The 23,939-nt window shown below is 65.5% G+C and carries 22 protein-coding genes; 6 read left to right on the top strand and 16 right to left on the bottom strand.

The features are described 5' to 3' along the window. Positions 1–111: 111 nt before the first annotated feature. The 9 genes from L867_RS0120465 to L867_RS25950 form a co-directional block, all read right to left on the bottom strand. Positions 112–1,107: a LacI family DNA-binding transcriptional regulator gene (locus L867_RS0120465; RefSeq protein WP_028738581.1), complete on the bottom strand. Its 996-nt coding sequence runs from the start codon at positions 1,105–1,107 to the stop codon at positions 112–114. A 148-nt stretch (positions 1,108–1,255) separates the two neighbouring features. Then, complete coding sequence (locus L867_RS0120460; protein WP_028738580.1) at positions 1,256–2,170, bottom strand: TIM barrel protein; 915 nt, start codon at positions 2,168–2,170, stop codon at positions 1,256–1,258. A 35-nt stretch (positions 2,171–2,205) separates the two neighbouring features. Further along, positions 2,206–2,955, bottom strand: coding sequence for a glycerophosphodiester phosphodiesterase family protein (locus tag L867_RS0120455; protein WP_028738579.1), 750 nt, complete (start codon positions 2,953–2,955; stop codon positions 2,206–2,208). 32 nt (positions 2,956–2,987) lie between these two features. Beyond that, the gene (locus L867_RS0120450) at positions 2,988–3,869 is read right to left on the bottom strand and encodes an ABC transporter permease (protein WP_028738578.1); all 882 of its coding nucleotides are present in this window, start codon (positions 3,867–3,869) and stop codon (positions 2,988–2,990) included. 10 nt (positions 3,870–3,879) lie between these two features. Then, positions 3,880–4,806, bottom strand: a complete 927-nt coding sequence (locus L867_RS0120445; protein WP_028738577.1) for an ABC transporter permease — start codon at positions 4,804–4,806, stop codon at positions 3,880–3,882. Between the two features lie 10 nt (positions 4,807–4,816). Then, positions 4,817–5,803 carry an ABC transporter ATP-binding protein gene (locus L867_RS0120440; RefSeq protein ID WP_028738576.1) on the bottom strand — a complete coding sequence of 329 codons (987 nt, stop codon included), beginning with the start codon at positions 5,801–5,803 and terminating at the stop codon, positions 4,817–4,819. Continuing rightward, the gene (locus tag L867_RS0120435) at positions 5,804–6,802 is read right to left on the bottom strand and encodes an ABC transporter ATP-binding protein (protein WP_037174068.1); all 999 of its coding nucleotides are present in this window, start codon (positions 6,800–6,802) and stop codon (positions 5,804–5,806) included. 109 nt (positions 6,803–6,911) lie between these two features. After that, a complete protein-coding gene (locus L867_RS0120430) occupies positions 6,912–8,546 on the bottom strand; it encodes an ABC transporter substrate-binding protein (RefSeq protein ID WP_028738574.1) in 1,635 nt (544 codons plus the stop codon). A gap of 133 nt (positions 8,547–8,679) precedes the next feature. Continuing rightward, positions 8,680–9,399 carry an HAD family hydrolase gene (locus L867_RS25950; RefSeq protein WP_051439135.1) on the bottom strand — a complete coding sequence of 240 codons (720 nt, stop codon included), beginning with the start codon at positions 9,397–9,399 and terminating at the stop codon, positions 8,680–8,682. Positions 9,400–9,582: 183 nt separating this feature from the next. On the opposite strand from L867_RS25950, the gene L867_RS0120420 reads away from it, so the two are divergent. Next, the gene (locus L867_RS0120420) at positions 9,583–10,524 is read left to right on the top strand and encodes a sugar-binding transcriptional regulator (RefSeq protein ID WP_037174067.1); all 942 of its coding nucleotides are present in this window, start codon (positions 9,583–9,585) and stop codon (positions 10,522–10,524) included. A gap of 127 nt (positions 10,525–10,651) precedes the next feature. On the opposite strand, the gene L867_RS25945 is transcribed toward L867_RS0120420, so the two are convergent. Beyond that, complete coding sequence (locus L867_RS25945; RefSeq protein ID WP_084638668.1) at positions 10,652–11,992, bottom strand: AGE family epimerase/isomerase; 1,341 nt, start codon at positions 11,990–11,992, stop codon at positions 10,652–10,654. Between the two features lie 540 nt (positions 11,993–12,532). On the opposite strand from L867_RS25945, the gene L867_RS0120410 reads away from it, so the two are divergent. From L867_RS0120410 to L867_RS27540, 3 genes are all read left to right on the top strand, one after another. Next, a complete protein-coding gene (locus L867_RS0120410; protein ID WP_028738572.1) occupies positions 12,533–14,806 on the top strand; it encodes a glycosyltransferase family 4 protein in 2,274 nt (757 codons plus the stop codon). A gap of 46 nt (positions 14,807–14,852) precedes the next feature. After that, positions 14,853–16,154: a glycoside hydrolase family 130 protein gene (locus tag L867_RS0120405; protein ID WP_028738571.1), complete on the top strand. Its 1,302-nt coding sequence runs from the start codon at positions 14,853–14,855 to the stop codon at positions 16,152–16,154. A gap of 151 nt (positions 16,155–16,305) precedes the next feature. Beyond that, positions 16,306–16,449 carry a hypothetical protein gene (locus L867_RS27540; protein ID WP_156951580.1) on the top strand — a complete coding sequence of 48 codons (144 nt, stop codon included), beginning with the start codon at positions 16,306–16,308 and terminating at the stop codon, positions 16,447–16,449. A 234-nt stretch (positions 16,450–16,683) separates the two neighbouring features. On the opposite strand, the gene L867_RS0120395 is transcribed toward L867_RS27540, so the two are convergent. The 6 genes from L867_RS0120395 to L867_RS0120370 all read right to left on the bottom strand — a co-directional run bounded on the left by L867_RS0120395 (position 16,684) and on the right by L867_RS0120370 (position 21,776). Then, positions 16,684–17,379, bottom strand: coding sequence for a VIT1/CCC1 transporter family protein (locus L867_RS0120395; protein ID WP_028738570.1), 696 nt, complete (start codon positions 17,377–17,379; stop codon positions 16,684–16,686). Between the two features lie 81 nt (positions 17,380–17,460). After that, positions 17,461–18,402, bottom strand: coding sequence for an FAD:protein FMN transferase (locus tag L867_RS0120390; RefSeq protein ID WP_028738569.1), 942 nt, complete (start codon positions 18,400–18,402; stop codon positions 17,461–17,463). Beyond that, positions 18,383–20,581 carry a PepSY domain-containing protein gene (locus L867_RS0120385; protein ID WP_028738568.1) on the bottom strand — a complete coding sequence of 733 codons (2,199 nt, stop codon included), beginning with the start codon at positions 20,579–20,581 and terminating at the stop codon, positions 18,383–18,385. The genes L867_RS0120390 and L867_RS0120385 overlap by 20 nt, the downstream gene beginning before the upstream one ends. Positions 20,582–20,599: 18 nt before the next feature. Further along, a complete protein-coding gene (locus L867_RS0120380) occupies positions 20,600–21,070 on the bottom strand; it encodes a DUF2271 domain-containing protein (protein ID WP_028738567.1) in 471 nt (156 codons plus the stop codon). A 28-nt stretch (positions 21,071–21,098) separates the two neighbouring features. Continuing rightward, positions 21,099–21,449, bottom strand: a complete 351-nt coding sequence (locus L867_RS0120375) for a hypothetical protein (protein WP_028738566.1) — start codon at positions 21,447–21,449, stop codon at positions 21,099–21,101. A gap of 48 nt (positions 21,450–21,497) precedes the next feature. Continuing rightward, a complete protein-coding gene (locus L867_RS0120370; RefSeq protein WP_028738565.1) occupies positions 21,498–21,776 on the bottom strand; it encodes a PepSY domain-containing protein in 279 nt (92 codons plus the stop codon). Positions 21,777–21,910: 134 nt separating this feature from the next. Between L867_RS0120370 and L867_RS0120365 the strand changes: the two genes are divergently transcribed. Together L867_RS0120365 and L867_RS0120360 are read left to right on the top strand one after the other, a co-directional pair. Beyond that, positions 21,911–22,570 (top strand): response regulator transcription factor, encoded by a 660-nt coding sequence (locus L867_RS0120365; RefSeq protein WP_028738564.1) that lies wholly within the window; start codon positions 21,911–21,913, stop codon positions 22,568–22,570. Beyond that, positions 22,567–23,931: an ATP-binding protein gene (locus L867_RS0120360; protein ID WP_028738563.1), complete on the top strand. Its 1,365-nt coding sequence runs from the start codon at positions 22,567–22,569 to the stop codon at positions 23,929–23,931. The genes L867_RS0120365 and L867_RS0120360 overlap by 4 nt, the downstream gene beginning before the upstream one ends. The last annotated feature ends 8 nt before the right edge of the window (positions 23,932–23,939 follow it).

Genomic DNA, 23,939 nt, shown 5'->3' with positions numbered 1-23,939 from the left:
GGGGAGAAGAGGAACGGCCATCGCTCGCCTTGCCAGAGACGAGCAGGGCGACTTGCCTCTTGTCGAGGGCATGGCTTTTCTCAACCGTTTCCCATCGCCAGAAGACCCGGATCAACAACCCTGGTCGATCCGTCGCACCGTGCCGCCGGTGTTCAGCTTGTAGCCAAGCGTGAGATGGCGGGGCGTTGCCGAGTTTTCGGCGATGTCGAGCAAAAGCGAGGCAGCCGTCGCGCCCATGCTGGCATCGGCCATCTCGATCGTCGTCAAGGGCGGATGCATCAGCCGGCCGATGGCGATGCCGTCGAAGCCTGCGACCGACACGTCGCCGGGAACCGAAAGCCCCTCGCGGCGAAGGGCGCTGATGACGCCCAGCGCAAGAAGGTCGTTCGAGGCGATGATTGCGGTCGGGCGGTGAAGCGACATCGCCTGGGCAAGATCGAGGTCGTCGTACCCGGTGGTAAAGGAGATCTGCAGGGCTTCGTTGATCGGCAGCCCGCTCGCCTCCATCGCGTCCCGGTAGCCTTCATAGCGCAGGCGCGCACGGTCAGAACTCTCGAAGCGGCCCGATACGAACAGGATCTGCCGATGGCCGTGTTCGATCAGATGCGTGGTGATCTCGCGCCCGGCAAGCCGGTTGTCGGTTGTCACGGCAGCCGGAAAGCGCGACGTCGGCAGGTTGTTGAGCAACACCGTCGGCGGCAGGAAGGCGGGGAACGTCGACTGGCTTCTCAGCGGGTCGCACACGGTGAGGATCAGGCCCGTCGGCTTTTCCGCCAGCAGATAGTCGACGGCATCGGCCTCGCGAGACGGGTCGTAGTCGGACTGGGCGATCAGAACGCCGTGCCCTGACACCCGCATGCGGTTCTGGATGCCGGACAGCGATGCGGCGAAGACCGGATTGGTGATGCTGGGAATGAGCACGCCGATCACCGGCCGGCGACGCCCCGGCGGAAGGGTTCGCTCGATCCGGTGATAGCCGAGATCGGAGGCCGCCTTGCGCACGCGCCGCACCATGCCCTCGCTGACCGGTCCGCTGCGATTGAGCACGCGGCTGACCGTGGCCATGGAGCAACCCGCTCGCGATGCGATTTCCTCAAGTGTCGACATTTGTTTCGCTCGTCATGTCGTTGCGAAAGTCAGGCAGGGTTGTGGATCATATGCGACAGCGACCGACAATGGCTCGGCCGAATATCCCGAAACGCCATTGGCCGCCGTGATCTCCACGGCGGCCATGCATGTCTGTCCGGCCGGGCGATCACTCGGCGGCGATGGACTTCTGGCGATCGTTGAGCGCCATCAGCTTGCGGGCACGTTCCAGGCTTTCCGGCTGTTCGGCGCGGTAGCGGGCGCCGATTTCCATCATTGCGACCGTGCCGGGCAGGAAGTCGAGTTCGCTGAAGATGTCTTCCCAGTCGATGTCGCCCCAGCCGAGCGGCATGTGCAGGTCGCCGATGCCCATCGCGGTGTTTTCCTGCAGGTGATAGCCCTTGTAGAAACCCTGCGGGCGGCCGAAGCTGTCATGCAGGTGCAGATGGCCGGCAACCGGGGCCATGGCGGCGATCTGTTCGCGGAAGTTGAGGCCGCGATAGGTCGATTCGATATAGGCGTGGCTGAAGTCGATGAGCGCGACGACATTGGCGTGATTGACGGCCTTCACCGTCTCGGCGACCTCGGCCGGCGTCTGGCGATACTGGCCGGGCTCGGTGGTGAAGATGTTTTCGAGCGCGATGCGCACGCCGTAGGGCTTGGCGAATTCGGCGAGTTCCAGCAGCGCTTCGCGTTCGCGAAGGTCGGCGGCGGCCCGGTCGAAGATCTGCTCGGCGCGCAGGCAGCCGCCATGCTGGACGAGGATGCGGGCATCGATGCGATCGCAGATCTCGACCAGCGCCTTGGCGGCGTCGATCTGGTAGCGGCAGGTGGCGGGGTCCATGAAGTTCGATGAGACGAGGCCGTGGACCGTGTAGCGCAGGTCGAACTGCTTGGTGAGGGCGACGAGGCGCTCGGCGCGATCCTTGATGATGCGGCCGCCGGCGATCAGGTCGAGGGTGGTCACGCCCAGTTCGACCGTGTCGACGCCCATGTCGGCGAGCGCCCGAAGGTCTTCCCCGAGGCTCAGCATTTCGCCATTGTCTGAGGCGGCGTTGAAGCCGGTTGCGATGATATTGCTCATGGTTTCACTCCAGGTGTGTGGGTTGGGGCAAGGGTTCAGGCGGCGGTCGCGATCTTGCTACGCAGCGTCAGCGCAAGGTCGGGGCTGTCGGAGGTCAGGTGGCCGACGCCGCGCTCCAGCCATTTGGCGATCAGCGCCTCGTCGTTGAGCGTCCAGACGCAGAGGCGATCAGCCGGCAGGAGGCTTGTGATCAGGTCCCATTCGGCCTCCATCAGTTCGTGATGGATGGCGACGATCTCCACGAGCCCTTCGACCTGCGCGATGAAGCGCTTCAGGCCCCCCTGCTTATCCGCCCAGGCGGCATTGACGGAGACGAGCCGGGCGATGTCCGGCGCGACGCGGCGGCATTCTTCGAGCACGGAGACGTCGAACGAGGTCAGGTAGCTGCGACCGGCAATCCCCTGGGCTGCGAGTTCCGCAGCGACCTTTTCGACGATGCCCGGATAGGGCGTGCCGGTCTCGTCGCTCTTGATCTCGACATGCAGGGGCAGGCCGTCGGCCGCCGCCAGCACCGAAAGCACCTCGGACAGTGTCGGAACGGTCTCGTCGCTGTCCTTGAGCCTGACGTTCAGCCGCGCCTCGGGCGTCAGCGCGCGGACCGGGCCCTGGCCCTCGGTGGTGCGCTCGAGCGTCGCGTCATGGATGACGAGGAGTTCACCGGCATCGGTGAGGTGGACGTCGAACTCGACGGCGTCGACGCCGAGTTCGAGCACGTTGCGAAAGCCTTGAAGCGAGTTTTCGGGCCAGAGATTGCGGGCGCCGCGGTGGCCGGTGATCAGTGTCATTAGCGTGGTCCTGGATGTGGGGTTGAGAAGTGTCAGCGCACGGTCGGGTCGAGCTTGTCGCGCAGCCAGTCGCCGACCAGCGAGATCGACAGCGTCGTCAGCATGATGACGACGGCGGGCGCGAGCATGATCCACGGCGCGCGCGTCAGGTATTCGCGGCCGAAGCCGACCATGTTGCCAAGGCTCGTTTCGGGCGGCTGCACGCCGAGCCCGAGGAAGGACAGGCCGCTTTCCATCAGGATGATCTCGGGAAAGGTCAGCGTCATCGAGACGATCAGCGTCGAGGCGACATTGGGCAGGATGTGGCGGAAATAGACCCTGAAGGGCGTGGCGCCAAGCTGTACGACCGCCGAGGCATAGCCCTGGGCGCTGGCGGAGATGGCCAGTCCCCGGGCGATGCGCGCATAGCGTTCCCAGCCGTAGAAGCCCATCAGACAGACGATCAGAAGCATGGACGAGCCGAAGAAGGCGAGAACGGCCAGCGACATGATGAGAAAGGGCAGGGCCGCCTGAAAGTCGGCGAGCACGAGCACCAGGTGTTCGACCCAGCCGCGGAACTTCGCTGCGGCAAAGCCGAGCACCGTGCCGAACACCGCCGAGAGGATGGTGGCGCTGAACGCGATGACAAGCGAGACGCGGATCGACTGGATCAGGCGGGCGAGCACGTCGCGGCCGAGCTCGTCGGTGCCGAGCCAGTGTTTGGCATTGCCGGGCGCGGCCAGGCGGTTGGCAAGGTCCATCGCCGTGATGCCGTAGGGGCGCAGCAGGTCGGCGAAGATCGCCACCAGCACCATGGCGACGAGCCACAGGATACCGAGCCCGATCGTGAGGGGGACGTTGCGGCGAAGGGTGGAAAACACGCCGGCCGTGCGGCCGCTCTGCGGTTGCGCCTGTGCCATGTCTGTCGAGCTCATGACGTCCTCCTCAATGGGCGGTTTGGGCGCGAAGGCGCGGGTCGAGCCAGCCGTAGAGCAGGTCGACGATGAGGTTGGAGATCACCATGGTCGCGGCGATCATCAACAGGATGCACTGGACGACGGCGAGATCGCGGTTGGCGACGGAAACCACCAGCAGGCGGCCGATGCCGGGCCAGGAGAAGATCGACTCCACCACGACCGCGCCGGCGATCAGCGAGCCGACCATGAAGCCGACGATGGTGACGATCGGCACGGCGGCATTCGGCAGCGCGTGTTGCCAGACCACGTCCGGCCATTTCAGCCCCTTGGCGGAGGCGGTGCGGATATAGGGCTGGCCCATCACCTCGATCATGGCGCTGCGCGAAAAGCGCGCGAGGATGCCGATCCCGCCAATGCTCATGGTGAGCGTCGGAAGCAGGCCGTGCATCCAGGTGTCCTGTCCGCCGGAGGGAAGGAGACCGAGGCTCACGGAAAAGATCAGCACCAGAAGCAGGCCCATGACGAAGGACGGGATGGTGAAGCCGAGGATGGAGAGCATGATCACGCCGCGGTCGATGATGCTCTGGCGGTGAAGTGCGGCATAGACCCCGGCCGGAATGCCGATCAGCAGTTTCAGAACGAGCGCCGGAATGGTCAGCTGCAGCGTTGCGGGAACACGTTCCAGCACCAGCTGCAGGGCGGACGCCTTGTCGCGCATCGAAACGCCGAAATCGCCGGTGAAGATCGACTTGATGTAGGCGAGGTACTGGATCCAAAGCGGCTGGTCGAGGCCCCAGGCCTTGCGGAAGGCATCGACCGCGTCCTGCGGCACGTCGGGGCCGAGCATGACCTGGGCGGGATCGCCGGACATGCGCAGCACGACGAAGGCGAAGGTGACGACGGCCAGAATGGTGACGAAGGCGCGCAGCAGGCGGGTGAAGACGAAGCGGATCATGGTCGTCTCCTTACGCGGCGAGCGGCGCGTCGGCGCCTTCGACGAGATGGCAGGCGGCGGTCCGCTGGACGCCGATGGTCCGCAGCGCCGGCACGGTCGTGCGGCAGATGTCCGCCGCCAGCGGACAGCGCGGATGGAAGGCGCAGCCGGACGGCCGGTTGGCCGGGTTCGGCGGCTCGCCCTGCAGGATCGTCCGGCCGGTGAGCGGCTTGCCCGGAACCGGCACGCTGGAGACGAGCGCCTGGGTATAGGGATGCTTCGGCGCGGCGAAGATCACGTCGGAAGAGGCTTCCTCGACGATCCGGCCGAGATACATGACGGCGACGCGGTCGGCGATGTTGCGCACCACTTTGAGGTCATGGCTGATGAACACCATGGCGATGCCGTTGTCCTCCTGCAGGTCGCGCAGCATGTTGACCACCTGCGCCTGGATCGAAACGTCGAGTGCCGAGACGGGCTCATCGCAGACCAGCAGCTTGGGGCGGGTGGCGAGCGCGCGGGCGATGACGGCCCGCTGGCGCTGTCCGCCGGACAGTTCGTGCGGGTAGCGGTCGGCCTGGTCGTGTCGTAGCCCGACGGCCGCCATCAGCGCTTCGACGCGCGCCGGGCGCTCGTCCTTCGACAGAAGGTCGTGGATTTCCAGTGGTTCGCCGATCTGGGCGGCGATGGTGAGGCGCCGGTCGAGTGCCGCCAGCGGGTCCTGGTAGACGAGCTGCATCTGGGCCCGCAGCGCGCGCCACTCGGCCGTGCCGAACGTCGGCATGGACTTACCTTCAAAGGTAACCGTTCCGGATTGTGCCGGATCGATGCCAAGCAGCATGCGCCCCAGTGTCGACTTGCCGGAGCCGGACTCGCCGACGATGCCGAGCGCCTCGCCCGGCATGACGTTCAGGGAAACGCCGTCGACGGCGCGAACGGGGGTCGGTTTGCCGAACAGGCCGCGCCGCAACTGGTAGACGCGGGTGAGGCGGTCGGCCTTGATGAGGGGAGCAGTCACTTATGCGCCTTCCAGGATCTTCGTCTTGACGGGGTGCGAGCGGGCGGCCGGGACGGGGCTGAAGCAGGCCAGCCGGCGGCCGTCCTCCATCGGTTCCAGCATCGGCCGCTGGTCGGTGCAGCCGTCGGTGGCGCGCGCGCAGCGCGGTGCAAAGGCGCAGCCGGCCGACAGGTGCTTCGGGTTGGGCACGGTGCCGGGAATGGGGATCAGCCGGTTGCGCGGGCCGTCGATGCGCGGGATCGCGTCGAACAGGCCGCGGGTATAGGGATGGCGCGGTTCGGAGAACAATTGTTCGATCGAACCCTGCTCGACGATCCGCCCGGCATACATGACGCAGACGCGCTCGCAGACCTGGGAAACCGCGCCGAGATCATGGCTGATGAACACGGTCGCCATGCCGGTTTCGGCGCGAAGGGCGATCAACAAATCGAGGATCTGCGCCTGGATCGTCGCGTCGAGCGCCGTGGTCGGTTCGTCGGCGATCAGGAGATCCGGCTGTCCGGCAAGCGCCATGGCGATCATCAGCCGCTGGCACTGGCCGCCGGAGAATTCGTGGGAATAGAGATCGAAGCGTCGCCGGGCGTCGGGAATGCCGACGAGGTCCATCAGCCGCAGCGCCTCGGCCTTGGCGGCGGCCCCATGGAGCCCGCGATGGAGCACGAGCGCTTCGGTGATCTGCCGGCCGATGCGCAGCACCGGATTGAGCGAACTCGACGGATCCTGGAAGATCATCGCGACGCGTCCGCCGCGCACGCTTTCCAGCGCCTGGCGCGGGGCGCCGCAGACCTCGCGCCCCTCGACGCGAACCGAGCCGGAGACGCTCGCCTTGCCCGGCAGCAGGCCAAGCGCTGCAAGCCAGGTCACCGACTTGCCGCAGCCGGACTCGCCGACCAGGCCCAGCGCCTCGCCGGGTTTTACGTCGAGATCGATGCCGTGCAGGACCTGAACGCCGTCGAAGGCGACTTTCAGATTGCGAAGTTCCACGAGATTGGGGCTCATTGCGGTCACCTTCTTCAAGGCCTGATGCGGCAGGGCGCTTGGCCCGCCGCTGCGGTTGCTGGAAGGGCAAATCCGGCGGCGCAAACGCCGCCGGATCGAGCTGGAGCGATCACATCGTCCAGTTGTTTGAGCGGAAGTCCATGGCGAAGGCGGGCGCCGCCTTCCACTTGAGCGAGGACTTCATGCCGGTGAACACGGCGTTCTGATGCAGGACCTGGTAGGCCGGGTCTTCGCGCTCGGCGATTTCCAGCATGCGGGCATAGGCCTTCTTGCGCTCGGCGTGGTCGGTGGAGGTTTCCATGATGACGGACAGCTTGTTCAGCTCCTCGTTCGACCAGTCCTTCTTCTGCTGCATTTCACCGTTCGGGCCGAACTGCGTGACCATCGGCGTGATCGGGTCGTTGATCGAGTTGCCGGCCGACCAGTCGCGCACGCCCTTGACGCCTTCCGGATCGTGGATCTGCGCCCAGTTTTCCTTCATCTGGATCTCGACGTTGAGACCGACCTGCTTCCACATCTCGACCATGATCTGCGCGTTGGCAGTCTGGTTGGTGTAGTAGTTGTTGAGCAGGCGGTAGGGGATCGCATCGCCCTTGTAGTTGGCTTCCTTGAGAAGCTGGCGGGCGAGTTCCGGGTTGAACTCAGGTGCTGCCCAGCCGTCGATGAACATGTCGTTGTTCTTGTAGGAGTCGAACTGCAGGCCGGCGGGGATGACGGTCAGGCCGCCCCAGAGGGCTTCGACGATCGCCTGGCGGTCGATCGAGTGCGTCATGGCGCGGCGAACCAGCGGGTTGGCGAGGATCTCGTTCTGGGTGTTGAACACCGAGATACGGTGGTTCCAGATGGTCGAGCTCTGGACCTCGAAGCCGGATGCGGCCTGGACGGTCGCGATCTGGTCCGGCGGCAGGTCGCAGGCGAAGTCGTACTGGCCGGAAAGCAGGCCGTTGACGCGCGAGGCGACTTCCGGAACCTCGACGAAGCGGATTTCCTCGAGCGGCGGGCGGCCACCCCAGTATTCGTCGAAGGCGACGAGGGTCAGCGAGACGTCCGGCTTGTAGTCGCCGACCATGTAGGGGCCGGTGGTGATCGGCTTGCGCGCCCAATCGGTGTAGGAGGCGGCTTCGTCCCAGGCGCGGCGGTTGGCGATCTGGCTGCCGCCGGAATAGAGGCGGCCTTCCAGCGTGACGTCCGGCGTGGCGTTGTGGAAACGCACGGTGTACTTGTCGACGGCTTCCACGCCTGCCAGTGCCGGCCACAGGCGGCGACCGATGCCCGGAACGGCAGCCGGCAATTCCTTGACGGAGGTCGGCTTGTTGTCGGCTTCGAAGATTGTCTTGCCGCCCTTCGGCTCGGTGTTGCCGAACACGCGCTCCTTGGAGAACGAGAAGACGACGTCTTCAGCCGTCAGTTCGTCGCCATTGTGGAACTTCACGCCTCGGCGCAGCTTCAGCTCGAGCGTCTTGTCGTCGATGCGCTTCCACTCGGTGGCAAGACCGGCGACCGGACCCTGGTTGCCCATCCAGTCGCGCAGGATCAGGCCTTCCCAGAAGTTCGGGAAGAAGACGCGTTCACCGACGTTCGACTGCTCGTTCCAGATGTCGAGCGTGTTGTTGTTGGTGATCTTCTGCACGGCGATCGTGACCGAAGGGCGCTTGCCCTGGGCGAAGCTCATGCGCGGCAGGAGCAGGCTGCCAGTGGTTGCGCCGATCAGTCCAAGCGCGCCGCGTCGATTGATGGAAAGCATCGAAATCCTCCTTTTGGGATGGGTTCACTCGAAAACAGAGACCGTCCTCTTGCGCGTTCCGAGTGTCGGTTTGTTAATGGCATCGTGAATTTTGCATGACGGGACACGCCGCGGAGGCCGCGGCGGGCATCGCTCAGACGGGCACGGTCAAATCCCGCAGATCCCGGGCCAGATGCGGATGCGGGCCTGCGGAAAGGACGGCATCGAAAGCGCGCGAAAGCTCGTCCGCGCCGGTCGCGACAAGCATTGCGCCGGCATCGGCAAGCACGGCGCGGCGCCCCTCGCGCGGATCGGCCGGATCGACGAAACCGATCGCCCGCATTCCGGCCGCCGCCGCGCCGGCGATGCCGTGCGGGCTGTCGTCGACGACCAGGCAACGGGCCGGGTCGACGCCGAGTGTCGCTGCGCACAGCAGGAAGAGATCGGGCGCCGGCTTCGGCGCCGCGACCATTTCGGCGCTGAAGATGTTCGGATCGAACGCGTCCCACAAGTCGAACAGGCCGAGGCTGTTGCGCAGGCGCTCCAGCGTGCTGTTGGACGCCACGCACTTGCGCTGGGGCAGGGAGCGGACGAGGGGAGCGATGCCGGGCATCAGCTGAAGCGAGTGTGAAAACGCGGCGTAGAGACGGTCGCGGCATTCGGCGAAGGCCTGATCCACGTCGGCGACCCCCAACTCCTCGATACAGATCCGCCGGGCGTCGCTTTCCGAATAGCCGGTGAAGCGCCGGTGGACCTCGGCATGCGAGATCGCCACGCCGGCAGTCTGCAGGACCTCCCACAACACGCGGCTTGAGACCGGCTCGCTGTCGATCAGCACGCCGTCGCAATCGAAGATGAGAAGATCCGCCGTCATGGAATTCCGCTGCCTGTTTCTTGGCTGGTGGACTAGTTGCGTAGAAACGCCCTGACCTCGCCGCCAAATCGGTTGCTGACCGCCGGGCTTTCCGAGACAATTGCCTTCGGCTCCGCGGTCGTCTATGCGGTGTCTCTAGGTTACATATGTTACGTCAGTGTGACATTTGGTCGAGGATGCAAGTTGGATAATCAGGAACTCATGGTGCGGGCGTCGTGGCTCTATCACGTCGAGGGTTTGACCCAGGCGCAGATCGGCGAACGCATGAGCCTCACCCGGCGGCGGGTGAACGAACTCCTGGGCGAGGCCCTGGAGAAGGGCGTGGTGCGCATCAGCTTTAGTTCGCCGCTCGCCGAAAACGTCGCGCTGGAGGCGCGGCTGTGCAGCCGCTTCGGCCTGGAGGAGGCGGTCGTCGCGCCGACCCCGTCGGATCCGGCCCACATGCATGCAGTGATTGGCCGCGCCGCCGCCGCCTTCCTCGACCGTGTGGTGCTGAACCGCAAGCCGCGCTCGATCGGCGTCGGCTGGGGAGCGACCCTGCACGAGACGGTGCAGCACATGACCGGCGCGAACGAGCCGGACATGCGGATAAGGTCGCTGATGGGCGGGCTGACGCGGGGTTCGGAGATCAACACCTTCGAGATCGTCCGCAGTTTCGCCAAGGTGCTGAACGCCAAGTGCCACTATTTCGCGGCACCGATCTATGCCGGCAGCGAGGAAGCGCATGACGTGATCATGGCCCAGCCGGTGTTCCAGGACTTCCTGCGCGACGGTTCGAACGTCGATCTGTCCTTCCTCAGCGTCGGCGACGTGACGGGCAAGTCGCTGCAGGTGCGCTATGGCCTGCCGTCGCAGACGGATATCGGCGAACTGGTGGCGGCAGGTGCAGTCGGCGATCTGCTCGGACGCTACCTGGATGCCGAGGGGCGGCCGGTCGACCATCCGCTGAACCGCCAGGTGATTTCGCCCGACCTTCAGGCCTATCGCGGCATTCCCAGCCGCATCATCGCCTCGGGCGGACCGCACAAGCGCGCCATCCTGCGCGCCACCGCCAAGGCCGGCCTCGCCACGGCAATCGTCACCGACGCCGACAGCGCCCGCTGGCTGCTGGACGAGGTGAAATAGGGCGGAGAGGGCGAGAGTGGGCTGGTGAGCGTGGATGCCATCACGATTTCAAAGGGGTAGCGATCCGCCCGCTGCTCGCCCGCCCGCCGGTACCCGCCCGGCCCGGCGTCTGGCCTCGGGGTGTCGGTCATTCGAAATAGGCCGAACTTGCCGATTTGCCGGACCGTTTCCCAGTCCGGCTCCCGGCAGGCGGGAAGATGGATGGGGCCGCCCATTCAACTCGGATGCGGCTGCGCGTCCATCCAGCGCCGATGTCCACCACGGCGGGCAGGCGGGAGGGCCGTACCGTGACGATGCCGAGCCTGAGCGCTTCATCTTCTACCGACAGACGATGCGCGTCAGTCTTGTCCAGCAGTTCGGCCACGGCCGTCCAGAGGTGGTAGAGCGAGCTTGCCGGGATCGTCTTCGCCACCGGTTTACCCTCGAGATCGAGCGCGTCGTGCCAGCAGCCGGCGGGGGCTTCGGAGAAGTAGGAGGCAAACAGCGCCGCAGCGACCGCCTCCGCTTCCAGCCGGTGGGCCTCGTCGCCGAGTGCGCGATGCTGCATCAGGAAGGCTTTCAGCATCTCCACCTGCGGCCAGAGACGGCGGTGACTGGAGAGCGGCGTGCCGTCGGCCAAGACTTCGTCCAGCAGGAAGATCGAGCCCTCGAACCGGCCGACGGCGAGGCCCGTCGCCAAAAGGGCCGCGCAGAGCGGGCTGTCCTTCTGTCCGGTCAGCACGGCATGGCGCCGGACCAGCCAGACCCACTCGCACATATGCCCGGGCTCGAGACGATCGGACCGGTAACGGTCGGCGACTTCCCATAGCGGACCGAAGCTCTCGCGCAGCGGCCCTGCCGCACCGTCAAAGAAGCGGGCGTGGAAGAGGGTGAGCAGCCGGTCGGCCATCTGTCGGCAATCGGCGTTGCCGCCGGTCTCGCACAGCGCCAGGCTGGCTTCCAGATAGTGCATGTGCGGGTTCTGGCGGCGCGGCAGGGTGCCGAGGCTGTCTTCCGCCCAGCCGCCGCCCGGATTGCCGAGCGTCTGGTCGATCGCGGCAATGGCGGCCTCGATCTGCTCTCGGTACCGGCGTCTGCCCGTCGCTTTCAGCAGCCAGGCAAGCGCCAGAAGCACGCAGGCATTGTCGTAGAGATCCCGTTCCGGATCGGTGACGGCGTCGGTGAGCCGGTTGAAGGCGCGCGCATAGCCGGGCCGCGCGCCGGCGTTCCAGGTAACGCGATGCAGGTTGGCAAAGGCGCGCTCCGCCTTTTGCAGCGACCCGGCGGGTGCGACCCCGAGCACGGTGGCATGGGCGTAGACATAGATCAGCCGTGCGGCCGTGCGGGTGCGGACGATCCCCGTCGTCTCCGGCGTGCCGTCGAGCTTCAGCGATTCCATGAATTGGCCGTGGCGCTCGTCATAGGCGGCCACGGCCCATTTGGGCAGCGCCTCCTCGATGAAGAAGTCTTTCAGACGTTGCAGATCCATAAGGGCCTATTCCTTGTTGATGGCGAGGTTGATGGCGAGCCGGGCGAATGACGCCGGGGCCGGGTGCGACGAGCGCGCCACGGCAAAGGCATGGTCGCCCTGGCTGCGTCCGTTGCGTGCGTCGTGGCCGAGGGCTTTTCCGCCCCGCCTGCAAAAGTCGCGATAGCCTGCTATCGGAGGGCGCGCTTCGCCCGACCGGTTCGTCCCGAGCGCAAGTCGAGAGCAATTGCATTGCGCAGGGCGGAAGAAACCGAGCCTGTCTCCGACGATGCAATTCGGAACTCGAAATCTTATTTCGGTCTTATTGTCAGAGATATTTGTGATATTAATGAGGCACGCACATAATATGTGGGCCTATTTATTCAAATAATAATCTTTGCGCGCGGGAACAATACATTGTTTCCGTGAGTTTAGTCGCGCGCAATATGAGAAAATATTTGAAATTGTTCAGTCAGGCATTCGCCGGAGCGGCTCTCCGTGACTTGCGAAAACTGAGAGCCGGCTCGCTCACAACTGATCCTGCACGAAGGGAATACCGGAATGAGCACGTTCAAACGTCTGGCCATCATTGGCAACTCCCTGCCGCGGCGCTGCGGCATCGCAACCTTCAGCAGCGACCTTCAGCAGGCGATGTCGACGTCCTTCGGCGCGATCCAGACCTCTATCGTCGCCATGACGGACAAGGACCACACCTATCTCTACCCGCCGCAGGTGGTGGCCGAGATCCATGACGAGGTTCTGCCGGAATATGTGGCGGCGGCCGACCAGCTGAATGCCGGCGGTTATGACGTGGTCTCGCTGCAGCATGAATTCGGGATCTTTGGCGGCGAGGCAGGCTCCAACATCATGGCACTTCTGCTGCGCCTGAAGATGCCGATCGTGACGACGCTGCATACCGTGCTGTCGGAACCCGATCCGGTGCAGAGGGTCGTGCTGCAGCAGATCGTCTCGGTGTCCTCGCGCATCGTCGTGATGGCGGAAAAGGGGCGCGAACTGCTGCAGACGGTCTATGGCGTTCCGGCGGCGAAGATCGACGTGATCGCCCACGGCATTCCGGACGTGCCCTTCAGCGAGCCGGATTTCGCCAAGCAGAAGCTCGGCTTCACCGGCAAGGCCGTGATCCTGACCTTCGGGCTGCTGTCGCCCAACAAAGGCATCGAGGTGATGATCGATGCCATGCCGGTCATCCTCGAAACCTGCCCCGATGCGGTCTATGTGGTGCTCGGCGCCACCCATCCCAACCTGCTGCGCGACAAGGGCGAAGCCTATCGCGAAAGCCTCAAGGCGCGCGCCGAGGCGCTCGGCGTCGGGGACAGGGTCGTCTTCCTCGACCAGTTCGTCGACCTGCCGATGCTGCTCGACTTCATCTCGATGTGCGACGTCTACGTCACGCCCTATCTCAACGAGGCCCAGATGACCTCGGGCACGCTGGCCTACAGCTTCGGGCTCGGCAAGGCCGTCGTCTCGACCCCCTACTGGCATGCGGAGGAGCTGCTGGCCGACGGCCGCGGCTGCCTCGTGCCGTTCAATGCGCCCATCGAGACCGCCTGCGCCATCGCCCAGTTGCTGAGCGACGCTCCCCGCCGGCAGGCGATGCGCGAGCGAGCCTATGCCAGCAGCCGCTCGATGACCTGGGAACGCACGGCCGGGAAATACATGGCGAGCTTCACCGCCGCGCTGCGCAGCCAGCCGCTCAGGCTGGTCGCGCCGGCCGCCTCCGTCGCACAGACCGCCCAGTCCAGCGAACCCGCCCTCAATCTGCAGCATCTTCTGTCGATGTGCGACGATACCGGGATCTACCAGCACGCCGTCCACTCCGTGCCGGACCGCGCGCACGGTTATTGCGTCGACGACAATGCACGCGCGCTGATCCTCGCCTGCGGCCTGTCTTCGCACGGCGAAAAGGTTCTGCCCGAGCCGCTCGCCTCCCGCTTCGCCGCCTTCGTCCAGCACGCCTGGAACCCCGACACCGGACGTTTCCGCAACTTCATGGGCTTCAGCCGCAACTGGCTGGAGGATCAGGGCTCGGAAGACAGCCACGGGCGCACGCTCTGGGCGCTCGGCATCTGCGCATCCAGCGACAAGGACCAGGGGCGACGGGCCTGGGCCTCGGCGCTCTTCCCCCGCGCGCTGGATGCCGTCGAGGGCTTTTCCTCGCCGCGCGCCTGGGCCTTCACCTTGCTCGGTCTCAACGGCTATTGCGGCCAGAACCCTGACGACCGGACCGCGGCGCGCCTGCGCCGCGCGCTCGCCGAACGGCTGCTCGCGCTCATCGCCTTTGTCGAGACGCCGGGCTGGATGTGGTTCGAGGAAGGTCTGTCCTATGACAATGCGCGGCTCTCGGAAGCGCTGATCGTCACCGGCGTCGCGACCGAAACGCCGCGCTATGTGGAGGCGGGCATTCGCACCCTGCAATGGCTGATGTCGCGGCAGACCGCCCCCCAGGGCCATTTCAGGCCCGTCGGCACGGAAGGCTTCTACGATGTGCGCGAGACGCCGCGCCTGTTCGATCAGCAGCCGGTCGAGGCCACCGCGACGATTTCCGCCTGCATCGCCGCATGGCGCGTGACGGGCGACGGCGAGTGGCGCGACGCGGCCCTGCGCGTGTTCGGCTGGTTCACCGGCAGTAACGATATTGCCGTGCCGCTCATCGACGACGAGACGGGCGCCTGCCTGGACGGCCTGCATGCCGACCGTGCCAACCAGAACCGGGGTGCGGAATCCGTCATCTGCCTGCTCGTCAGCAGCGTCGAAATCCGCCAGCTCCTGCGCATCCGCGGGCGCCATCCCGGCGCCGTCGAGCGGCGCGCCTGAGCGCGTCGCCGACCTCCATTCCCAGCCAGAACACTTCGAGGCAATTTTGTCCCACCGCACTTTCCTGAACCGCCAGGCCCTCTATCTCCGCCCCGATTCCGCAAGGGTCATCGTTCGACCCTTCAAGCCGGCCACCGAGCCGCGTGACTTCAATCCGACAGACAAGTCGCGCGCCAACCATATCGTCGAGCGGGTGCTTTCCCTCGACGAGCAGACCACGGCGAACCAGCTCACCGAGATCCTGGAGAATTTCGAGGGACGGCACCGCAATCTGCTCAGGACCTTCGAATCGCGCGCCGACAACATGGAAGAGGCGTTTGCCGGACATGCGACCTTCAGCCAGATGCAGCGCCAACTGATCGGCGCCTATTTCATGAACGAATATTCGTTCGAGGCCGCAGCGCTGTTCAATCCGAGCATCGTGCCGCATCCGGACCAGACAGGCGTCTCGCCCGGCGGACTGCGCTTCATCCTCAGCCTGCGCGCCGTGGGCGAAGGACACATATCCTCGCTGACCTTCCGGTCGGGGGAAATCACCGCCGAGGGCGCGGTTCGGGTCGACCTGCCAGCCCGGCTCGCCTCGCTGCCTGAGGTCACCGGAGGCTTGCTGGCGGGCGACGGAGAGGCCATCGATCTGACCTTCAAGGCCGACAGCGATGTCAGCGAGCGGGTGATCTTTCCCGTCACGCCGGCGCAATCCAACGGCATCGAGGATGCCCGCTTCGTTCTGTTCGAGGACGAGGGGAAGAAGACCTATTACGCCACCTACACCGCCTATAGCGGCGTGGCGATCCGCTCCGAGCTGATCGAGACCACGGACTTCGTCACTTTCCGCATGACGCCGCTCAAGGGTAGTGCGGCGCGCAACAAGGGCATGGCGCTCTTTCCCCGCAAGATCGGCGGCAGATATGCCATGGTGGCGCGGCAGGACAACGAGAACCTGTACCTCATCTATTCCGACGATCTCTATCACTGGGATGGCGGGGAAAAGCTGATGTCGCCGAAGCTCCCTTGGGAGTTCGTGCAGATCGGTAATTGCGGCTCGCCGATCGAGCTCGACGAGGGCTGGCTGCTGCTGACCCACGGGGTCGGCCCGGTGCGGCGCTATTCGATCGGCGCCACGCTTCTCGACAAGCGCGACCCGTCGAAGATCCTCGCGCGTTCCATCGAACCCCTGCTGCGGCCGGAGCCGACCGAACGGGAGGGTTATGTGCCGAACGTCGTCTACACCTGCGGCGCCTTGCGCCACAACGACCTGATCGTCCTGCCCTATGCCGTCTGCGACACCTATTCCAACTTCGCCACCATCGGCATCGGCGCCCTGCTGAAGGCGATGGCTTCGACGTAGGGAGCGGGGGCGGGGGCAGATCATCGCCCTGTCGAGGTGGGCAGGTGTCGCCCGGCTCCTCGAATCGAGCGCTTCTTCGCTTCCGTCAGCCGCAGGCATTTCGGCGGCAATCTGCCGTCGCACCGCGAGCCTCTGGCCGAAAGGACACACAATGACAATAGTCATACCGCTCGATCCCCAAGCCTCGCTCAGTCTGGCGCTTGCGATCATTGAATCGTCCAGTGCGCCGGTCGTGCTGCTCGACGGCAGTCTCTGTGTGATCGCGGCCAGCGCCTCGTTCTGTAACCCTTTTTGATCGGCTCCGAAACGATTGCGGGCCGACCGTTCTCGCAGATCGGCATTGGTACATGGAATGTCGCCCAGCTACGGGTGGAGAGGCCACGCTGGGGGCATGTCGGTTGCCGTTTCAGGTTCTCGCTCTGGGACCAACCTGGAGCGCCGCAGACTGGACAGAGTTAAGGCGGCATCACCGACCTCTCCGACAGTCTCTCCAGTCGCCAAGTATCTGCATCATGACGTCGGTCAATCCTCAGACGGTCGTTCCGACAAGTGCGCCGATGCCGGCCGTCAGGGCCATCGCGGCCGCTCCCCAGAAGGTGACGCGCACCGTGGCCTTGAGGATATTCGCGCCGCCGGCCTTGGCCCCGATCGCGCCGAGCAATGCGAGAAAGACGAGGGATGCAATGGAGACCGCATAGACGAGTGTGTCGATCGGCGTAACGAATACCATGGCCAAGGGAAGCGCCGCACCGATGGCGAAGGTGAGGGCCGAGGTCAGCGCGGCTTCGATCGGGCGGGCGGCCATGTGTTCGACAATGCCCAGTTCCTCGCGGGCATGGGCATCAAGCGCATTTCCGGCGGTCAGCTGATCCGCAACCTGTCGGGCGAGATCAGGGGTGAGGCCGCGCTTCACGTAGATCTGGGTCAGTTCTTCCAGCTCGGCTTCCGGCTGGGTTTCAAGCTCCTTGCGCTCGCGGGAGAGATCGGCCTCTTCGGTATCGGCCTGCGAGCTGACGGACACGTATTCGCCGGCGGCCATCGACATTGCGCCGGCGACCATGCCGGCCACGGCGGCCACAAGCACGTCGGACGACGCGGCGGAAGCAGAGGCGACGCCGACGATCAGGCTCGCCGTCGAAACGATCCCGTCATTGGCCCCAAGAACGGCGGCGCGAAGCCAGCCGATGCGAGAGACGAGATGGTTTTCCGCGTGCAATCGGGACATGGGTGGCTCCATTCGAAAGATGGTTTCGCGCCGTTATCTGCGCGTGGTGGTAAACACAAGACGTCGAAATGGCCGCCCTGCTCACGCCGCGAACAGACCGCATCCGGCACGCTTGTCTAGTTCATGATACAGGAACAGGACGGAAAGCCCGAGACTTTCGGCAAGCGGCAGACCGCGTGCCTCGCCGAGTACCATCATGGCCGTGGCCCACGCGTCGGCGCTCATGCAGTCGCGGGCAATCACGGTCGCGGAGGCCGGTGGTTGTCTGAGCGGCATTCCGAGGCGCGGGTCCATGGTGTGCGACAGGCGGTGGCCGCCGACATCGATGAAGTGGCGATAGTCGCCCGACGTGGCGACGGCGGCGTCGCGCAGTTCGAGAATGGAGTGCGGGGCACGCGCGTCCGGGTCAGGCAGTTCGACGGCGATGGTCCAGCGAGCGCCATTCGGCTGAAGCCCAAGCGCCCGCAACTCCCCGTCGATGGCGAAGAGACCGGCGTCGATGCCATGCTGGCGCGCAGCCTCCGTCAGGCAGTCGACGCCATAGCCCTTGGCGATACCGTTCAGATCGAAGCGCATGTCGGCATGTTTTCGGGCGCGCCCGCTGGCCGTGTCGAGTTCCAGGATATCGTGCGCCGGGTTGCGGCTCAAAAGCCGCGCGGCCTTGATCCGGTCCTCGTCGGCCGCGTCCGGGCCAAAGCCCCAGGCGGAAACGGCATCGCCCATGCCGATGTCGAAGGCGCCACCCGAAGCCTGGCCGATGGCAAGGCCGGCGGCGAGAACGGCGATGAGCCGCTCCGGCAGAGTGATCCATTCGCCGGGACTTGCGGCATTCAGCCTGTTGAGATCGCTGTCCGGTTTCCAGCTGGACATTTGCTCGTCCACCTCGGTTACGGCATTGGCCATGGCCATTCGGGCGGGTTCGGCGTCGAAATCGGCCGGCATGTGGAACAGCGCCGACCAGCGGGTGCCCATGGTCGGGCCGTTCAGCGCGTGGCGCGTCAGGTCAGTAAACGTCTTCGGCATAACGGCCCTCCGCTTTCAGTGTGGCAAGGGTAACACCCTGCGGCGCGAGAATATCGGCAAGAGCGGCGGCGACTCCGGCCGCCATCTCCCGTCCGCCGCAGACGAGAACCTGACCGCCGGCGGCGATGAGCCTGCCAAGCCGTGCCGCGTCCTTGCGCAGGATATCCTGCACATAGGCCGGCGTCGCTGTCCGCGAATAGGCCGTCGAGACCGAGGCGAGCCGACCGTCGTCCTTCCAGCCGGAAAGCTCTTCTGCATAAAGCGCATCGCTGGCGGGGTGGCGGGTGCCGAAGTAGAGATACATGGGCCGGCCCGAATGATTGGCGCGGGCAAAGCCGGCGAGCGGTCCGATCCCGGTGCCGGCCCCGATAAGGATGACCGGCTTTCCGCCGCGCGAGGGCCGGAAGGCAGGGTTCGTCCGCACGAAGGCAGTCATCGTTTCGCCCGGCTCCAGCGCCGTCAACTGGCCGGAGCAAAGACCGCCGGCCTGCTTGCGCACGCAGATTTCGAGAAAGCCGTCCCTGGTACCGGACGCCAGCGAATAGAAGCGCGGCAGGTCGGAGCCTTGCGGCACCACGCCGATCAGGTCGCCGGCTTCGAACCGCGGCAGGCCCTGGCCTGTCAGGCGTTGCCAAAGCGAGGTTTTCGGCAGGGCAAAGCGCAGGATCGCCGTCGTCGCCTGCACGTCGGCGCCGTAATCGCGCCGCGATATCAGCGGCAGTTCCCATGTCTTCGGCGCCGCCCGTTGATGGTTCAGCTCGAAGTCCAGGCCGAGCGCTTGCGCAAGGTTGCGTCCCCAGCGGGCGAAATCCTGCGGCGACTGGCGGTCCACAGTGTCGAACGGGGTCAGCAGCGGCCAACCCTTTTCCTCGGCAGCTCGCGCGATCCCGGCCGCGAAACCACAGAATTCCGGGAAGCTGCGATCACCGAAACCGAGCACGGCAAGCGGCAGGCCGGGTTTTGCCGGACAGCGCGCGAACTCCTCGAGAAAGCCGTTTGCCGAGGCCGGTGCCGCGCCATCGCCATAGGTGGCGGCGAGCAGGATGACCCGGCGTGCCCTTGGCCAGCGGGCGGGGTTGAAGTGCGCCATCGGCCCCACATGCACGCGAAGTCCCTGCGCGGAGAGCGCGGATTGGAGCGTCGCGGCAAATCCGCGCGTCGTGCCGCCTTCGCTGGCGACCAGCACGATGGTATCGGCATCGCCAGCGGCAACGGAGGCCGTCTTGCCATCGCGTCGGCCGGCAAGCCAGACCGAGACGCCCGTCCATCCGAGAACTGGAACGCTGAGGGCCGAAAGCCCGAGAAGCAGGCCGAGCCATGCCAGGCCCTGGCCGGTGTGCAGCATCATCATCAGATGCGAGACGCGATCGATCCAGCCGGCATCGGTCCAGGCGAGAAGCGTCCCGTTGCCCTGATCGAGATAGCCTTCACCCTGCGCCGTCTTCAGCGTGAAGACGTCGGTTGCGTCGGTGGCGGCCGGGAAGCTCAGGGAACGCAGTTCATCGACCGGCGTCTCCAGAAGCGTGGGTATGGCGGCGAGCGCCACGCCCGTCTGGCCGCTGACCTCTGCCGGGAAGGCCGGCGCGCCGGCGCCCTCCGGCAGGAAGCCGAAGGTGGCGGCGGTCATCCAGAGAGCCGTAAGCGAGGAGAGGAACAGACCCGGCAGGGCCAACCGCGACACCACGGCATGAAGTCGCCCGTCGCCGGTGCCGCGCATCGGCTTCAGAAGCAGCCGCCATCCGCCGGCGCGCCGCGCCAGAAGGAAAAGGCCGGACATCGAAAGAAGCAGCATGACCGCAGCACCACCCGCCGTGATGATACGACCCGTATCGTCCAGCAGCAGCGAACGGTGGAAAATGGTCAGCCAGCGTTGCAGCGCCGATGTGTCGGCGCTGCCCGCGGGCTTGCCCGTCGCGGGGTCGATGACCGCGGAGGCCGGCTGGTCGCCGTCGAAATAATAGGCGGTGATGCGGCCGGACGGTGCCCGCCTGATCTGCTCCACCGAGGGTTCGGCCGCCTGCACGCGCGCGGCAAGCTCCGCGACGCTGATTGCTTGTGCGGCGGGCCTTGTGAGCGCCTCGGCAGCCGGGAAGACTGACAGTGCCATGCCGCTCAGCGCAACGGCAATCAGAAGCACGGCGGCAATCAGCCCGAACCAACGGTGGAGCGACCGGATCATGACGAGCGTCCTTCCTGCTTAACGGGCGTAGGTGAAGTCGGCGATGTAGCGCTTGCCCTTCACCGTCTGGCCGGAGCCCGACGACGTCAGCGGCACGACGATCTCGTTCGGGCTGTCGCGCATGTCCTCGACGGCGGAATCGATGTGCAGTTGGTAGCCGGCATCGAACAGCATATCGGCCAGATCGAGCGTGATTTTCAGCGAACGGCCCGCGCCGACGCTGGCGCCGGTGATGCCGTTGATCTCGGCGTTATCGCCGCCCGTGGCGCGGTACCAGCCACTCAGGTGCTCGTAGTATCTCGCCTTGCCGCCAGCCATCCACAGGCTGCCGGCATATTTGCCCTGAGCATCCGTGACGTAATAGGCAAGGTAGGCGCCATCGCCGCCGTAGTTGCTAAGAGTGGTGGTGAACGTCACCTGGCCCGCCATGGCGAGGCCGGGTAGGGTGAGTGCCGTGGTGACGGCGAGCATGGCAAGAAGGGACTTCATTGTAATTTCCTCTGCGGTTCTGGACGGTTCAGTTCACTTGGACGGTTGGCTTGGAGCCCGGTGCGAACAGTCCATTGGCCGGCGGCGTGGCGTTCTGCTGCTGCATGACGCCGCCACGACCGCCGCAGGCGCTGTCGTCGTCGTCATCGTCATCTTCGTCGTCGCCGCGGCAGTCGTTGGAGGCCTGGCGACCGCGATCGTCATGATGGCGGCGATGCCCGTTCTGGTGGTCATCGTCGTCGCCCTCGTCATAGTCCACCAGGTCGATGGCGCTTGCGGCGCTGGTTTTCAGCGCGTCGAACGGCATGGCGAGGCTGCCGAAGGCGACGAAAAGGCCGGTGCCTGCGCAGGCAGCCAGAAGAAGTTTGCGGTAAGTCATGGGGTTGTCTCCTGTTCGGGGCGTCGTGATGGGGGGGTGGAGGAGAGGTCAGCGATGGTCGTGGCGTTCCTCAATCTCGATGATCTCGAGCGTCGCGGGGTCTATTTTCGCCTCGAAACGGCGGCCATCCCTGTCGATGCCGTAGACTTCGTAGCAACCGTCATCGATCTTGATGCGCTTCAGCGTCCAGCCGCGATCCTCGGCCATGGCCCGGACGGCCTCGCGCGGCTGCCAGTGGGCAATCGGAATATCGCAATCGTCCCTGGCCTGGGCGGATGTCGCGGCCAGGATGGCCAAGGCCACGGTGGGCAGGATGCCGGTCTTCATCGTCGCTTCCTCTTCTGTGTTGGAGCGATGATTGGCCTCGCGAACTGACGGGCACCTGACAAACGACGCGACATTGCTTCAGCTTCCCGTAAGCTGGCGGGAGGACTAGGAGAGATGTGAAACGGGAGGCAATGATGCGGGTTCTGCTGATCGAGGACGATACGGCGCTGGGTGCTGCCATTCGCGACCAGATCGCTGCCGATGGCCATTCCGTCGACTGGGTCGTCCGACTGGATCGGGCCGGCGACGCGCTGGCCGCCGCCGGCTACGATCTTGTCCTGCTCGATCTCATGCTGCCCGACGGCTTGGGCATTCCATTTCTCAAGACTTTGCGCGGCAGGGGCGATGTCACGCCGGTGATGATCCTGACCGCTCTCGACCAGGTTTCGGACCGGATTGCCGGGCTCAATGCCGGGGCTGATGATTACATGGTGAAGCCCTTCGATCTGGCCGAGCTTTCCGCCCGCATCGGCTCGGTCGCCCGCCGCTATACCGGGAACCCCAACCCGATCGTCACGCTCGGCCCGCTCACCGTCGATCTCGCGGCTCGAAGCGTCATGCTGAATGGCAAGGCCGTTATTCTGACCGCGCGCGAATGGGTTCTGTTCGAGGCTTTCCTGCAGCGTCCGGGCCAGCTCTTTTCCAAGGCGCAGCTTGAGGAGAGGCTCTATTCCTTCGATACGGAAATCGACAGCAATGCCATCGAGGTTCATGTCAGCCGGCTGCGCAAGAAGCTCGGCGCCCATGTGATCGAGACCGAACGGGGCCTTGGTTATCGATTGGGGCGGGCATGAAGATCGGCGCTTCGCTTCAGACACGCCTGGCGCTTGCGGTCGGGCTTTCCGTCACGCTGCTGTGGTTGGCGGCCGCTGCGGTTACGGCGCATCGCCTCGGCGGGGAAATGCAGGAAGTGTTCGACGACGGGCTGAAAGCCACGGCGCAGCGCATCCTGCCGATTGCCCGGCACGACCTGCGGGAAGGCTACGGGCGTCGCGATGCGGTCGAGCATGATGACGATGAAGAGGACGACGACGGCGAGACGCGCATCGGCCGCGAGGCGCGGTATGGCGAGGATGTGACCTTTGTCGTGCGTGACCGCGACGGGCGGGTCCTGCTCGCTTCAAGAGGCGCTGACGTCTCGATCTTTCCGCCCTTTGTCAGGCGCGGTTTTCTGGAGACCGACACGCACCAGCTCTACTACGATGTGAACGCCGAAGGGAGCCTGACGATCGCCGTCGCCGAATCGCTCGACCAGCGCACCGAACTCTCCCACAAGATGCTGCTCGGCCTTGTCCTGCCGTTGATCGTGGTGATCCCCTTGAGTTTGCTGGTGATCAGCCTGGTGGTGCGCCGTTCCCTGCGCCCGGTGCGTGGGCTGCGGGAGGAGCTCGCCCATCGCGGCGCCCAGGATCTGTCGCCCTTGCCGGACAGTGGCCTGCCGAGCGAGCTTCGCCCGATCTCGGCGGGCATCAACCAGCTGCTGGACCGGCTGAAGGCGGCGTTCAACGCCGAACGGGCCTTTGCCGCCAATGCGGCGCACGAGCTTCGCACGCCGGTCGCCGGCGCCATCGCCCAGGCGCAGCGCATTCGCTCCGAAACCACGGAGGCGTTGACGGGCCAGCGAGCGAGCGAGATCGAAACCACACTGAAGCGGCTGATGCGCATGTCGGAAAAGCTGATGCAGCTCGCCCGCGCCGAAGGCGGGCGCCTGCAAAGCGACGAGCCTTCCGATCTGAGGCTCGTCCTGCAGATGATTGTCCAGGATTTCACGCGGGCCGGCGAGGGGCGGATTGTCCTGACCCTTCCGCAAGCCCCGGTGCTGTCCAAGCTGGATCCCGACGCCGTGGGCATTCTGTTCCGCAATCTGATCGAGAATGCGCTGAAGCACGGTGCACAGGATGGCGTGGTCGAGGCGTCTCTCGATGCGGACGGATCGCTTCGCGTCGCCAATGACGGCCCGGTTCTGCCGGGCGAAGCCATGGACCGGCTGATGCAGAGGTTCGAGCGTGGCGACGCAAAGATCGGCGGCAGCGGCCTTGGCCTTTCCATCATCAAGGCCATCGCCGACCGCGCCGGCATGACCGTGAATGTCATCTCCCCCAGACCGGTCAGGCATCAGGGCGTCGAGGTCCAGGTCAAGCTGCCGCTTGCTTGATTTCCGGC

Origin of the sequence: Paenirhizobium selenitireducens ATCC BAA-1503, from assembly GCF_000518785.1 — a bacterium.
GTDB classification, from domain to species: Bacteria; Pseudomonadota; Alphaproteobacteria; order Rhizobiales; family Rhizobiaceae; genus Allorhizobium; species Allorhizobium selenitireducens.
This window is presented reverse-complemented; position numbering and strand designations above follow the sequence as displayed.

What these genes read in the sequence shown, in the direction of transcription:
- L867_RS0120465 (WP_028738581.1), bottom strand. Translation starts at nt 1,107, where the DNA reads ATGTCGACACTTGAGGAAATCGCATCGCGAGCGGGTTGCTCCATGGCC.
- L867_RS0120460 (WP_028738580.1), bottom strand. Translation starts at nt 2,170, where the DNA reads ATGAGCAATATCATCGCAACCGGCTTCAACGCCGCCTCAGACAATGGC.
- L867_RS0120455 (WP_028738579.1), bottom strand. Translation starts at nt 2,955, where the DNA reads ATGACACTGATCACCGGCCACCGCGGCGCCCGCAATCTCTGGCCCGAA.
- L867_RS0120450 (WP_028738578.1), bottom strand. Translation starts at nt 3,869, where the DNA reads ATGAGCTCGACAGACATGGCACAGGCGCAACCGCAGAGCGGCCGCACG.
- L867_RS0120445 (WP_028738577.1), bottom strand. Translation starts at nt 4,806, where the DNA reads ATGATCCGCTTCGTCTTCACCCGCCTGCTGCGCGCCTTCGTCACCATT.
- L867_RS0120435 (WP_037174068.1), bottom strand. Translation starts at nt 6,802, where the DNA reads ATGAGCCCCAATCTCGTGGAACTTCGCAATCTGAAAGTCGCCTTCGAC.
- L867_RS0120430 (WP_028738574.1), bottom strand. Translation starts at nt 8,546, where the DNA reads ATGCTTTCCATCAATCGACGCGGCGCGCTTGGACTGATCGGCGCAACC.
- L867_RS25950 (WP_051439135.1), bottom strand. Translation starts at nt 9,399, where the DNA reads ATGACGGCGGATCTTCTCATCTTCGATTGCGACGGCGTGCTGATCGAC.
- L867_RS25945 (WP_084638668.1), bottom strand. Translation starts at nt 11,992, where the DNA reads ATGGATCTGCAACGTCTGAAAGACTTCTTCATCGAGGAGGCGCTGCCC.
- L867_RS0120410 (WP_028738572.1), top strand. Translation starts at nt 12,533, where the DNA reads ATGAGCACGTTCAAACGTCTGGCCATCATTGGCAACTCCCTGCCGCGG.
- L867_RS27540 (WP_156951580.1), top strand. Translation starts at nt 16,306, where the DNA reads ATGACAATAGTCATACCGCTCGATCCCCAAGCCTCGCTCAGTCTGGCG.
- L867_RS0120395 (WP_028738570.1), bottom strand. Translation starts at nt 17,379, where the DNA reads ATGTCCCGATTGCACGCGGAAAACCATCTCGTCTCTCGCATCGGCTGG.
- L867_RS0120390 (WP_028738569.1), bottom strand. Translation starts at nt 18,402, where the DNA reads ATGCCGAAGACGTTTACTGACCTGACGCGCCACGCGCTGAACGGCCCG.
- L867_RS0120385 (WP_028738568.1), bottom strand. Translation starts at nt 20,581, where the DNA reads ATGATCCGGTCGCTCCACCGTTGGTTCGGGCTGATTGCCGCCGTGCTT.
- L867_RS0120380 (WP_028738567.1), bottom strand. Translation starts at nt 21,070, where the DNA reads ATGAAGTCCCTTCTTGCCATGCTCGCCGTCACCACGGCACTCACCCTA.
- L867_RS0120375 (WP_028738566.1), bottom strand. Translation starts at nt 21,449, where the DNA reads ATGACTTACCGCAAACTTCTTCTGGCTGCCTGCGCAGGCACCGGCCTT.
- L867_RS0120370 (WP_028738565.1), bottom strand. Translation starts at nt 21,776, where the DNA reads ATGAAGACCGGCATCCTGCCCACCGTGGCCTTGGCCATCCTGGCCGCG.
- L867_RS0120365 (WP_028738564.1), top strand. Translation starts at nt 21,911, where the DNA reads ATGCGGGTTCTGCTGATCGAGGACGATACGGCGCTGGGTGCTGCCATT.
- L867_RS0120360 (WP_028738563.1), top strand. Translation starts at nt 22,567, where the DNA reads ATGAAGATCGGCGCTTCGCTTCAGACACGCCTGGCGCTTGCGGTCGGG.